This window comes from Tsuneonella sp. HG094 (assembly GCF_053819285.1).
The window spans coordinates 1,245,909-1,258,067 of record NZ_JBSORA010000001.1 but is presented as its reverse complement, the minus strand read 5'-3'; the positions used below and the strand labels follow the sequence as shown (position 1 = coordinate 1,258,067).

Here is a 12,159-nt window from a genome sequence, read left to right as displayed (position 1 = left end):
GGCGATGAACGAGGTCTTCGACGAATTGCGCTCAGCCGCCTATTCGGCATGGGCCCGACGCTGGCTTGTGCTCGGAGTCGCGTGGGGCATCTGTCTTGTCGGTTGGATCGCCGTGGCGATGATCCCCAACGCCTACGAATCGAAGGCGCGCATCTACGTCGAACTCGACGACGTTCTGTCGGACCAGCTCAAGATCGCCAACGGCGGCGAGGACGAGATCCAGCGGGTCAAGAAGACGCTGGCGGGTGCGGTAAACCTCGAAAAGGTCGTGCGCAGCACCGACCTCGGCAAGGGCATCGCGAGCCAGCGCGAGATGGAAAAGGCCGTCGCGACCCTGATGGAGGACGTCAAGGTCGAGAGCCTCGAGGACAACATCTTCACGATCACCGCGAAGATCGGCAACCGCAGGCTGGCGGATTCTGAAAACGCCAGGCTGTCGCAGGACGTCGTCCAGAAACTGATCGACATCTTCCGCGAAGAGAACATCGCCGGGAATCGCGGCGAGGTTGCGGAAACGGTGGTGTTCCTCGACCAGCAGCTCGACCAGCGTAAGGCCGAGCTGGAGGCGGCGGAAGGCAAGCTCTCGCAGTTCGAGGCCGAGCATCCCGAACTGGTTGGCGGCTCCCTTGCCATCGCCGGGCGACTGTCCGGTACGCGGCAGGAACTACGCGGGGTCGAAGCTGATCTCGCGGCAGCGCAGAGCGCGCTCGCGGCGATAAGCGGCCAGCTTGCCGGTACGCCGCGAAGCATTGCAGGCAGTGGCGACGGAAGTGCGCTGGGACAGGCGCAGGCGCAGCTCGCAGGGATGCAATCTCGGGGACTGACCGACAGTCACCCAGATGTCGCTGCGATCAAGCGCCAGATCGCACTGCTACAGCGCAGTGGCGGCGGCGCGGTGGCGGGCACGCCCAACCCGGCCTACAGTTCGCTCGTATCGATCAAGGCCGAGCGCGAAGCCAACGTGTCGGCGCTGATGGCGCGCAAGGCGGCGCTTCAGTCCGAGATCAGCGGTGCGATGGCGGACCAGGCCAGCGAGCCTACGGTGTCGGCCGAGGCGAACCGGATCAGCCGCGACTACGAAGTGCTGAAGAAGAAATACGACGAGCTCCTGCAGAACCGCGAAGAGATGCGCCTTCGCGGGCAGGTCGAAAGCGAGCGGTCGAGCTTCAAGTTCGATGTGGTCGATCCGCCGACCACGCCGCGCCAGCCCGCGTCGCCCAACCGGCCGCTGCTTCTGTTCGGCGTCCTGGTCGCAGGCATCGCGGCGGGAGTGGGCGCGGCATTCGGTGTCACCCAGCTGCGTTCGACCTTTGCGACCGCTTCTGGCCTCGAAAAGGCACTCGAGCTGCCGGTTTTGGGCACGATTTCGGAAACGCTGAGCGAAAGCGCCAAGGCCGTTCGCGCCAAGCGCATGCAGCTGTTCTACGCCGGCGGCGCATCGCTCGCCGGGCTGTTCGTCGTGCTGCTAGGGATCGAGTTCGTCCAGCGCGGAATGGTTGCGTGAAGGGGCTGGAGCGATGACCGAGCACACCAAGATCCCGCTGCCCGACGAAGGTGAGAACGAACCGACCGAACGGTCGTTGCTCGAACGCGCCAGCGGCACCTTCGCGCTCGATCCGTTTCGTCCCGCCCGGATGCCCGCGCGCCTAGATGATCCGCCGATGAAGCGCGCCAAACCCGCGCCGCGCCCCGAAGCTTCATCCGAATCGGCGCCGGTTCCATCGTCGCAGCCGAGCGAAGCGGCGGTTCCTACCGTACAGTCACCTCGCGTTGTCGTGCGCGCGGAGACCATCGACGCGCCCGTCCGGTTCAACGGGGTGCGCCGCTCGATCGATCGCGAGCACCTGCAGGCGCGCGGCATGATCGTCCCTGAGGCGGGCGCGACCGCGCTGCTCGAGGAATTCCGTATCGTGAAGCGCCAGGTCATTGCGGCGGCACAAGATGCTGGCGTCGCGGCCGCGCGGCGCGTGCTGGTCTGCTCGCCGCATCCGGGCGAGGGCAAAACGTTCTGCGCCACCAACCTGGCCATCGCGATGGCAGGGGAACGGGACGGCGAAGTGCTGCTCGTCGACGCGGACATCGCCAAACCATCGGTCCTCTCGACGCTGGGCCTCCCCAAGTCGGCCGGCCTGATGGACGCGCTGGCCGACCCGTCGATCAAGGTCGAGGACCTCGTGGTCGCGACCGACATTCCCGGCCTGTTCGTGCTTCCCGCCGGCAGCCAGAGCGCTTCGGACAGTGAATTCCTGTCGAGCGCGCGCACTGCCGAACTGTTCGAAAGGCTGACACGGGGTGCGCCGTCGCGGATGATCGTGTTCGACAGCCCGCCCGTGTTGGCCGCCTCTCCCGCCGCGGAACTCGCCAAGCACGTGGGCCAGGCGCTTCTCGTTGCGCGGGCCGACAAGACCGGTCGCAGCGCGCTGGAGGATGCCGTGCACCTGCTGGGTGCCTGCCCGGACATCAAGCTGCTGCTCAACGCAGCCAACTTCAGTCCGAGCGGTCGCCGCTTCGGCTCGTACTACGGATACGAAAGCTGATCGCATGACTCGCCATTCGATCCTCTTGCTGTGTTCGATCGCGGCAATCGCCGTTCCGGTGCAGGCGCGGGACGAGGATCGCGCCGACTCGCGCAAGGTCGTGCGCGTGGCCCCGTACATTGAGGCCAGCCAGGTCTTGGCTGCCGAGATTGCACCGGGCGACGACACGGTCACCTACAGCCAGGTCGCCGCCGGCGTGGACGTCGGCGTGCAGGGCCGCAACAACGGCGCCTCGGCATCGATCCGCTACGAGCGAACCATCGGCTACGACGACACGGTTATCGACATCTCGACCGTCAGCGGCATTGCGCGCGGCTATGCGACGGTCGTCCCGCAGGCCCTGACCGTCGAGGCAGGGGCGCTGGCAACCCGCAGTCGGGTGGAAAGCAACGGCGGCGCGAGCGGGACCGCTCCCCGTCCGACCGACAACGAAAGCCGTATCTATTCCGCCTACGCGGGGCCCAGTGTGCATACGAGCGTTGGGGACGCAGAGGTCAACGCAAACTATCGCATCGGCTACACCCGGTTCGACGCTCCCGATGCCGTAGTGGCAGCGCCGGGGGGAAGCCCGGTCGACCTGTTCGACGAAAGCGTGGTCCAGCGCGCAGGCGCACATGTTGGTCTGCGCCCCGGCGCACCTTTGCCGATCGGCGTGGGAGCGGGCGGCGGCTTCTACCAGGAAGACACGACCAACCTCGATTCGCGGGTCCGCGACATGCACGTTCGCGCCGATGTGACGGTGCCGCTCGGACCGAGCCTTGCCGCCGTCGCCGGAGTGGGCTGGGAAGACGTCGAGGTCTCGAACCGCGACGCCGTGCGCGATGCGGCGGGCAATCCCGCGATCGGGAGCGATGGCCGCTTCGCCACCGACACCTCCTCGCCGCGCCAGATCTCCTACGACGCCTCGGGCCTGATCTGGGATGTCGGCGTGGTCTGGCGCCCGTCGACCCGCACGGCCGCTGAGGCGCATGTCGGCAAGCGATACGATTCGACGACCTATTACGGCAGCTTCGCCTGGGCACCCGACAGCCGCAGTTCGGTAAACCTGTCAGTCTATGACGGGATCAGCGGGTTCGGCGGTCAATTGACCAACGCGCTCATCGCGCTGCCGACCGATTTTGCCGCGATCCGAAATCCGGTGACAGGCGATCTCGACGGCTGCGTCTCGAGCGAGCAGGGTGGCAACTGCCTGACCGGCGTGCTCGGCTCGGTGCGATCGGCGGTGTTCCGCGGCCGGGGCGTGTCGCTCAGCTATTCCAAGACGCTTGGCCGCCTCTCCGGCGGCGTTGGCGTGGGGTACGACCGGCGCAAGTTCATCGGGGGCCCCGGAACCGTGCTCACGGCGGCGAACGGGGTGATCGACGAGAACTACTGGCTTGCCAGCTACGTGTCCGGGCAGCTCAGCGCGCGCGATTCCTTCACGGTGAACTCTAGGGTGCAGTGGCTGACGAGCGGATTTCCCGGGGCCGGCGATGCGACCGTCCTCGGCGCAGCGGCTGCCTATCGCCGCTACCTCATCGAAGGGTTGTCCGCAAATGCAGCGGTCAGCCTCGACAAACTCGACGGCGAAGCGGGCCAGGATGTCGCCTCCGCCGCGGCGCTGCTCGGCTTGCGCTACGACTTCTGACGAACGGAACGAGAGACCCACGATGTTCGACGATTTCTACGGTCTGACCGGACGCCCCTTCCAGCTGACGCCGGACCCCAGCTTCTATTTCGAGAGCGCGACGCACCGCAAGGCGTTGAGCTATCTCGGCTATGGCCTGGCGCAGGGCGAGGGCTTCATCGTCATCACCGGAGAGGTGGGGGCGGGTAAATCGACCCTCGTGGCGCACCTGATGCGCAAGATCGACCCGAGCCAGCTCACGGTCGGCCAGATCGTGACCAGCAGCCTCGACGGCGAGGAGATGGTCCACGTCGCGGCGCAATGCTTCGGCATCGAAGTCGACGGCCACGACAAGGCGGCCGCGCTGGGCGCGATCGAGGCGTTCCTGCAGGACGAGGCCCGCGCCGGTCGCCGCTGCCTGCTGGTGGTCGACGAATCGCAGAACCTCAGCGTCGCGGCGCTCGAGGAACTGCGGATGCTCTCGAACTTCCAACTCGGCGCGCACCCGCTGCTCCAGACGCTGCTGCTCGGCCAGCCCGAGTTCAAGCAGGTGCTCGCCGAACACGACCAGCTCGAACAACTCCGCCAGCGCGTGATCGCGGCGCACCACCTCGAGGCGATGGAGCGCGATGAAGTGGAGCCATACGTGACTCACCGCCTGCGCTGCGTGGGCTGGCAGGGAAATCCCGGCTTCGACCAACGCGTCTTCGCCGAACTGTACGAGGCGACCGGCGGCATCCCCCGCCGTGTCAACCAGATGATGAGCCGCCTGCTCCTTCTAGGCGCGGTCGAACAGCGCACCCGGCTCGATGCCGAGATGCTCTCGTCCATCCGCAAGGAGATGGCGAGCGAGAACACTTTCCCGATCGCCGCGCCGAAGCCGCTTCCGCGTATCGATGTCGCTCCTGCACCGGGTCCGATCAAGCACGCCTTCGTCGCTCCTCATGGGCCTCGCGCCGAAATCGAGGACCTGCTTGCCGAACGCGACGCCCAGATCGCAGATCTGCGCAGTGCAATTGCCGACCTGACGGCAGCCGCTCCGCCGTCGATGGAAATGGCCCGCGACTGGCAGGACCGCGTCGCATTGCTCGAAGCGCGGGTCAGCGAACAGGACGAGGCGGTGCGCACCGTGCTGACATTGCTAATCGACTGGTTCGAAGCCGACGAACCACGCGCGGCGGCCTGAGGGAAAGAATGCCGCGATGGCAGTGCATCCTGCCTCTTCCTGCAAGAGGGTCGTCAACGGCCTCTCGGTCGACGTCGAAGACTGGTTTCAGGTCGGCGCGTTCGAAAAGGTGATCGCGCGCGACGCGTGGGACGGCTTGCCGCTGCGGGTAGCGGACAACGTCCTGCGCATCCTCGACCTGTTCGCCGAAGCCGACGTCAAAGCAACGTTCTTCACGCTTGGCTGGGTTGCCCAACGCAACGGCACGCTGATCCGACGGATCGCGGACGCAGGTCATGAGATCGCCAGCCACGGGTGGGACCATGCGCGCGTCCACACGCTCGATCGGGCGAGCTTCGGCGCGGACATCGCGCGGGCGCAGCGCGTACTGGAGGATGTGTCGGGCGTGCAAGTGACCGGTTACCGCGCGCCGAGCTTCTCCATCGACCAGCGCACGCCGTGGGCTTACTTGGAACTCGCCGAGCAAGGCTATTCCTACAGCTCGTCGGTCGCGCCGGTCGCGCACGATCATTACGGATGGCGCGAAGCACCGCGGTTCGCGTTCAATCCGCTGCCAGACCACCCTCTCGTCGAGGTCCCCGTGACCACCGCCATCCTCGGCGGGCGACGCGTGGCGGCGGGCGGAGGCGGGTTCTTCCGGGTGCTGCCCTATGCCTTCAGCCGCTGGGCTATCCGCCAGGTCAACCGGCAGGACCTTCGACCCGCGGTGTTCTATTTCCACCCTTGGGAAATCGACCCCGAGCAGCCGCGGGTCGCCGACGCTCCGGTCCGCTCCAAGCTGCGCCATTACACCAATCTCGACCGCATGGCCGACAAGCTGCGCGCGCTGGTCCGCGAATTCGCGTGGGACCGGATGGACGTGATTGTGCAGCGTGAGGCGGCCCTGGCGACGGACTTGGCGGCGTGAATGCTCCGTTCCGTCTTTCTGCCGAAACAATCGCGCTTGCCGATCTGCGTGATCCCAACGAGTTCGCGCGGATCGGGGCGTTCGTAGATGAACAGTGCGGGACGCCGTTTCATCGCCCCGCATGGTTACTGGCGGTGCAGGCGGGAACCGGGCAAGTCGCGACAGGACTGATCGCAGAGCGCGCCGGGTCGATTACAGGTTGGCTGCCGCTGACCGAAGTGCATTCACCCCTGTTCCCCCGCACGCTGGTATCGAGCGGATTCGCGGTGGGCGGAGGGGTGCTTGCCGAGCGAGAAAACACTGCGGAACGGCTTTGCGATGCAGCGGCTGAACTCGCCGCCCGCCGATCGTGCGCCTCGGTCGAATTGCGCGGCGGCGCTCATCCGACCGGATGGCCCGTACGCACCGACAGCCACGCCAACTTTTCGGCCCCTTTGTGCGGTGACGATGAAGCCCAATTGCTTGCCATCCCGCGCAAGCAACGGGCGGAGGTGCGCAAGGGCCTCGAGCGGGACTTCACCGTCGAGGTTGGCAACTCGGTGGTAGACCGCGCTGCGCATTACACGGTCTATTCCGAGAGCGTCCGCAACCTGGGCACGCCGGTCTTCCCGCGAGCGCTGTTCGACGCGGTGCTCGACACTTTCGATGCAGACATTCTCACATTGCGGCTCGGCGGCGAGCCGATCGCGTCGGTGCTGAGCCTGTATCACGCAGGCGCGGCCATGCCGTATTGGGGTGGCGGCACCTTCGCGGCGCGGTCCACGCGCGCGAACGAGCGGATGTATTTCGAACTCATGCGCCATGCGCGGGAGCGTGGCTGTACCACTTTCGATTTCGGACGTTCGAAAGTCGGCAGCGGCGCATTCAGCTACAAGAAGAACTGGGGTTTCGAGCCGACCGCGCTGGCGTACGCAACATGGACTGCGCCCGGAGCGAAAGGCCGCAACGTCGATCCTACGAGCGACGAACACTCAGCCCGGATCGATGCCTGGAAGCGTCTACCGCTAACCATCGCCAATCGGCTCGGTCCGGTTATCGCGCGCGGTCTCGCCTGATGGGCGAGACGCTGTTCATCGCGCACCGGATCCCATTTCCGCCTGACCGCGGCGACAAGATCCGCTCGCACAATCTCCTGAGGGCGCTTGCTGCGCTCGGTCCGGTCCACGTTGCGACGCTCGCAGAGACCGATGCGGACCGCGCAGCAGAGTCCGCGTTGGGAGCAATGTGCCAGAGCCATTGCCTGGCTACGCGACCGCTAGGTCTTGCGCGCCCGGGTATTCGAGCCCTTTCAAGCGGGAAGCCGGTCAGCCTCACGGCTTTCAGCGTGGGCGAACTGCACGAATGGATCGCGCGCCTGATCGCCGAACGTCCGATCGATACGATCTTCGTGTTCTCGGGCCAGATGGGCCAATATGTGCCTGCCTCCTTCGAGGGGCGGGTTGTGATCGACCTGTGCGACGTCGATTCGGCGAAGTTCGAATCCTATGCGCAGGAATCACTGGGCCCTCGAAGCTGTCTCTACGCCCGTGAGGCCCGCCTCCTTGCCAGCGAAGAGGCAAGACTGGTCGCACGCGCCAATACGACTTTACTCGTCAGCGAGACCGAGGCCGATCTGCTGCGCTCGCGCCAATTCTCTAATGGCGAAGACATTCGCGCTCTCGGCAATGGCATCGACACGCGAACGTTCGATCCGCAGGCCATCGATCCGCATCCGGCGCTTCTTGCCGAGCCGGGGCCGCACATCGTGTTCACCGGCCAGATGGACTATCCTCCCAACGTCGCGGCGGTGAAGCGGGCGGCCACCGCGATCATGCCGGGCTTGCGCGAACGCTTTCCCACAGCACGATTCCATGTCGTGGGGCGCGCGCCGACGGCGGAGGTACTGGCGCTCGAAGACCGCAACGGTACGCGGGTGTGGGGGGAAGTGCCCGATGTGCGGCCGTTCCTTGCCGTGGCCGACCTCGTCCTTGCTCCGTTGGCCATCGCGCGCGGGGTCCAGAACAAGGTGCTCGAAGCCATGGCGATGGCACGCCCGGTGGTCCTTTCGCCCGAAGCGGCAACGGGTATCGAGGGCATCGATGGTGTCCATTTTGCGATCGGGGCCGACGATGCCTCCCTAACCACCGCAGCGCTTGAACTCCTGTCGGATGGCGCCCGGGCGATGAACATGGGCGCTGCGGCGCGGCGCTTCGTGATAGCGCATAAGGGTTGGGATGCTGCACTCGCTCCGCTCGCCGCCATCATGGGACGGGGCGAGAAGACGCGCGATGCTGCCTGACGCGCTGTCGCCCGCAGTTCGCCAAGCGGGTTCGGCCTGGTCCACGGCGATTATCCGCCTCGTCGCAGCGGGGCTTGCTCTGGCTGCGCTGACTTTCGCCGAATGGCGCGAGATGGCCCATCAGTGGTGGGATATCGATACCTACAATCACGTGCTTCTCGTTCCCGTCATCGTCGCCTGGCTGGTCTGGTTGCGCCAGGGCGAGCTTGCGAAGACGACGCCCAGGGCGTGGATTCCCGGGCATCTTTTCGTGCTGTTTGGCCTCTCCCTTTGGCTCGTCGGACGTGGCACCGAGATCAACCTGTTCGCGCAGGCGGGGGTAATCCTCGCGTTCCAAGGCGCGTTCCTGGCCGTTCTCGGCATCCGCATCGCGCTCATTGTCGCGTTTCCGCTGGCCTATCTCTGTTTCCTTGTCCCCTTCGGCGACGAGCTCATCCCGGCCCTGCAACAGGTGACGGCGAGCCTGACGATCGCTCTCACACACGCGAGCGGAGTGCCGGCAGTGATCGACGGCCTCTTCATCGACACCCCGGCGGGCCGGTTCGTCGTGGCCGAGGAGTGCTCGGGCGTGAAATTCTTGATCGCCATGGTGGCGTTCACCGTCCTACTCGGATGGACCGGCTTCACACGCTGGCGGCCGCGCATCGCGCTGGTAGCAGCGGCTGCCATCCTTTCGATCCTGGCCAACGGTGTGCGCGCGTGGGGAACAATCTATGTGGCGCAGTTAATCGGCATCGAGCGCGCGGGCGGCTTCGACCACATCGTATATGGCTGGGTCTTCTTCGCGATCGTGATCGCGGTGGTGATCGCGGCATCGTGGCGTTGGCTCGATCGCGAACCGGCGGAGGCGGGCCTTACGGCGGAGGAAGCGTCGGTCCATCCGATAACCGCCCTCGAGCGGTATTCGACCACGCCCGATCGAGCGCTACTCGCGATCGCGGGGTTGGTAATCGCCTTTGCCGCGCTCGCCGCGCTCGTCTAGGCACGCTGCAGATGTGCGGGATCGCCGGAATATTCCATTGTGGCACGCCCAAACCGGTCGATCCCGCGCGGATCGCCGCGATGGGCGACGCCATGGTGCATCGGGGACCCGACGGTAGCGGTGTCTGGACCGCGCCGGGCGTGGGCCTTGGCCATCGCCGCCTGTCGATCATCGACCTCGCCGGGTCGCCGCAGCCGATGGCGGCGGCCGACGGGCGGGCGATGCTCGTGTTCAACGGCGAGATCTACAACTTCCGCGAATTGCGCCGCGAGCTCGAAGGTCAAGGCGTTACCTTCCTCACCGACGGCGACAGCGAGACCATTCTCGCCGCATGGCAGAAATGGGGGCCGGACTGCCTTTCGCGACTGCACGGCATGTTTGCCTTCGCACTATACGACCTCAATCAGCGCACCCTGTTCCTCGCCCGCGACCGTCTCGGCGTGAAGCCTTTGTTCACTGCCATGCTGAGTGACGGAAGCCTGGCCTTCGCGTCCGAATTGAAAGGCCTGCTCGCGCATCCGCTGCTGCGCCGCGAGGTCGATCCGCTGGCGATCGAGGATTACCTTGCCTGGGGCTATGTGCCCGATCACCGGTCGATCCTGCGCGGGGTCGAGAAGCTTCCCGCGGGACACTATCGGCTGCTCAGGCACGATGCCTCTCCCGCCGCGCCGATCCGATGGTGGGACGTCAGCTTTGCAGAGCGCCGCCAGGAAAAACCTGCCGACCTTGAGGCCGAGCTTCTGTTCCGCCTGCGGGAAGCGGTGACGAGCCGAATGGTCGCGGACGTGCCGCTCGGCGCCTTTCTCTCGGGCGGCGTCGACAGTTCCAGCGTGGTGGCGATGATGGCCGAAGCGAGCCGCGAACCCGTGCGAACCTGCTCGATCGGGTTCGACGAGGCAGCCCTCGACGAAACGAGCTACGCCCGCGATGTCGCTGAGCGGTTCGCCACCGACCATCGCGAACGGATCGTCGCCAGCGACGATTTTGCGCACATCGACAATTTGGCCGCGATGTTCGACGAGCCATTCGCCGATGCCTCCGCCTTGCCCACGTGGCGGGTTTGCCAGCTCGCTCGCGAGACGGTCACCGTGGCGCTCTCGGGCGATGGGGCGGACGAGGCGTTCGCCGGGTATCGGAGGCACAAATTCCATTCGGCCGAGGAGCGGGCGAGAGGGATCCTCCCCTCAGGATTGCGAAAGCCAGCCTTCGGCGCTCTCGGCTGGCTTTGGCCCAAGGCCGACTGGGCCCCGCAGGCGTTCCGCGCCAAGACGACGTTCCAGTCGCTCGCGGCCAGCGGCGAGGAGGGCTATACCCGCGCGCTGTCGGTGACAGCACCCGAGCTCCGCGCGGCGCTCTATTCGCCCGCCCTGACGCGCGAGCTGGGCGAATACCGGGCCGAGCAGCCTTTGATAGACCTCATGCGTGCCGCCCCGGCCCGGTCTGGTCTCGATCGTGCGCAGTATGCCGACCTCAAGTTCTGGCTACCGGGCGACATTCTGACGAAGGTCGACCGCACGAGCATGGCCGTGAGCCTGGAAGCGCGCGAGCCGCTGCTCGACCATCGCCTGATCGAGTTCGCCGCGAGCCTGCCGGAGCGGTTGCGGATCAAGGGCGGGCAGGGCAAGTGGCTGCTCAAACACGCGATGGAGCGCCATCTGCCCAAAGACGTGCTCTATCGGCCAAAGCAGGGTTTCGTCACGCCCATCGCGCAGTGGTTGCGCGGGCCACTGGCGGTCGAGGCACGCGCGATCGCCCGCGGTGCGACGCTGGCGCGGACCGGGTGGTTCGATGCGAACAAGGTCGCCGCGATGGCCGAAGCGCACATTTCAGGGCGCTCCGACCATTCACGGTTCTTGTGGCAATTGCTGATGCTCGACCGCTCGCTAACGGCCTTGCGGATCGCCTAGCGGCTATCGACCAGCACGAGTTCGGCGTCGTCGATCGCCTCCACATCGATGCTGGTCTCGCCGGTGATGGCGACCCCGTCTCGCGCCGATGCGTCCTGCCCGTTCACCCGGTAGCGACCGTCGACCGCCACGAGGTACTGGTGGCGTGACGGATCGACGGGATAGCTGACCCGGTCGCCCGCCTTGAGGGTCGCGGCGAGGACTTTCGCATCGGCCCGGATCGACAGCGCTGCATCGCCTTCCGGGTCGCCGCTCGCGAGTACGACCCAGTCCCCGGCGCGGCTGTCGCGTGGGAATTCCCGCGTGCCCCAGCTCGGTTGCTCGCCGGTGCGGTCGGGAATGATCCACAGCTGGAACAGCGTCGTCGCCTCGTCCTCGAGATTGTATTCGGCGTGAGTGATGCCGGTCCCGGCGCTCATCACCTGGACGTCGCCCGCCACGGTGCGGCCCCGATTGCCGAGCGAATCCTGATGGCTGATCGCACCCGAATGCACGAAGGTGACGATCTCCATGTCGCGGTGGGGGTGCGGCGGAAAGCCGCTCTTGGCGTCGATATGGTCGTCGTTCCACACGCGCAACGCGCCCCAGCCCATACGGTCGGGGTCGTGATAGTCGGCAAAGCTGAAATGGAAGCGGGTGTCGAGCCAGCCGTGATTGCGGTGCGCAAGGCTGCCCTGCGGTCGGATATCGATCATCGGGGTAGTCCACCTCGGCGGGGAGTTGCCGCCGGAATGATCGCTATGTGGTGAGAGCCCG

Annotated in this window: 10 protein-coding genes; 9 read left to right on the top strand and 1 reads right to left on the bottom strand. The window is 66.2% G+C overall.

The window, feature by feature from the left end; translation table 11 throughout:
- Positions 1-4 precede the first annotated feature (4 nt).
- Genes ACWPMX_RS06265 through ACWPMX_RS06225 form a run of 9 tightly spaced genes read left to right on the top strand, consistent with a single transcriptional unit; the run spans position 5 to position 11,403 of the window.
- Positions 5-1,504, top strand: coding sequence for an XrtA system polysaccharide chain length determinant (locus ACWPMX_RS06265; protein ID WP_455699178.1), 1,500 nt, complete (start codon positions 5-7; stop codon positions 1,502-1,504).
- 13 nt (positions 1,505-1,517) lie between these two features.
- Positions 1,518-2,537 (top strand): capsular biosynthesis protein, encoded by a 1,020-nt coding sequence (locus ACWPMX_RS06260; protein WP_455699177.1) that lies wholly within the window; start codon positions 1,518-1,520, stop codon positions 2,535-2,537.
- 4 nt (positions 2,538-2,541) lie between these two features.
- Positions 2,542-4,164 (top strand): preprotein translocase subunit YajC, encoded by a 1,623-nt coding sequence (locus ACWPMX_RS06255; protein ID WP_455699176.1) that lies wholly within the window; start codon positions 2,542-2,544, stop codon positions 4,162-4,164.
- Positions 4,165-4,186: 22 nt separating this feature from the next.
- Positions 4,187-5,329, top strand: coding sequence for an XrtA/PEP-CTERM system-associated ATPase (locus ACWPMX_RS06250; RefSeq protein WP_455699175.1), 1,143 nt, complete (start codon positions 4,187-4,189; stop codon positions 5,327-5,329).
- Between the two features lie 16 nt (positions 5,330-5,345).
- A complete protein-coding gene (locus ACWPMX_RS06245; RefSeq protein ID WP_455699174.1) occupies positions 5,346-6,236 on the top strand; it encodes an XrtA system polysaccharide deacetylase in 891 nt (296 codons plus the stop codon).
- Positions 6,233-7,291, top strand: coding sequence for a FemAB family XrtA/PEP-CTERM system-associated protein (locus ACWPMX_RS06240; RefSeq protein WP_455699173.1), 1,059 nt, complete (start codon positions 6,233-6,235; stop codon positions 7,289-7,291). The genes ACWPMX_RS06245 and ACWPMX_RS06240 overlap by 4 nt, the downstream gene beginning before the upstream one ends.
- A complete protein-coding gene (locus tag ACWPMX_RS06235; RefSeq protein ID WP_455699172.1) occupies positions 7,291-8,514 on the top strand; it encodes a TIGR03087 family PEP-CTERM/XrtA system glycosyltransferase in 1,224 nt (407 codons plus the stop codon). Before ACWPMX_RS06240 ends, ACWPMX_RS06235 begins: the two co-directional genes overlap by 1 nt.
- Positions 8,504-9,496 carry an exosortase A gene (gene xrtA / locus ACWPMX_RS06230; protein ID WP_455699171.1) on the top strand — a complete coding sequence of 331 codons (993 nt, stop codon included), beginning with the start codon at positions 8,504-8,506 and terminating at the stop codon, positions 9,494-9,496. The genes ACWPMX_RS06235 and xrtA overlap by 11 nt, the downstream gene beginning before the upstream one ends.
- 11 nt (positions 9,497-9,507) lie before the next feature.
- Positions 9,508-11,403 (top strand): XrtA/PEP-CTERM system amidotransferase, encoded by a 1,896-nt coding sequence (locus ACWPMX_RS06225; RefSeq protein ID WP_455699170.1) that lies wholly within the window; start codon positions 9,508-9,510, stop codon positions 11,401-11,403.
- Here the strand turns inward: ACWPMX_RS06225 and ACWPMX_RS06220 are convergent.
- Entirely contained in the window at positions 11,400-12,098 is a 699-nt protein-coding gene (locus ACWPMX_RS06220; RefSeq protein ID WP_455699169.1) for a pirin family protein, read from the bottom strand. The two genes, ACWPMX_RS06225 and ACWPMX_RS06220, sit on opposite strands and share 4 nt — an antisense overlap.
- Positions 12,099-12,159 lie beyond the last annotated feature (61 nt).

Bases quoted from the DNA above. Each gene is read 5' to 3' on its own strand.
- xrtA (WP_455699171.1), top strand. From the start codon at position 8,504: ATGCTGCCTGACGCGCTGTCGCCCGCAGTTCGCCAAGCGGGTTCGGCC.
- ACWPMX_RS06250 (WP_455699175.1), top strand. From the start codon at position 4,187: ATGTTCGACGATTTCTACGGTCTGACCGGACGCCCCTTCCAGCTGACG.
- ACWPMX_RS06245 (WP_455699174.1), top strand. From the start codon at position 5,346: ATGGCAGTGCATCCTGCCTCTTCCTGCAAGAGGGTCGTCAACGGCCTC.
- ACWPMX_RS06255 (WP_455699176.1), top strand. From the start codon at position 2,542: ATGACTCGCCATTCGATCCTCTTGCTGTGTTCGATCGCGGCAATCGCC.
- ACWPMX_RS06265 (WP_455699178.1), top strand. From the start codon at position 5: ATGAACGAGGTCTTCGACGAATTGCGCTCAGCCGCCTATTCGGCATGG.
- ACWPMX_RS06260 (WP_455699177.1), top strand. From the start codon at position 1,518: ATGACCGAGCACACCAAGATCCCGCTGCCCGACGAAGGTGAGAACGAA.
- ACWPMX_RS06220 (WP_455699169.1), bottom strand. From the start codon at position 12,098: ATGATCGATATCCGACCGCAGGGCAGCCTTGCGCACCGCAATCACGGC.
- ACWPMX_RS06225 (WP_455699170.1), top strand. From the start codon at position 9,508: ATGTGCGGGATCGCCGGAATATTCCATTGTGGCACGCCCAAACCGGTC.
- ACWPMX_RS06235 (WP_455699172.1), top strand. From the start codon at position 7,291: ATGGGCGAGACGCTGTTCATCGCGCACCGGATCCCATTTCCGCCTGAC.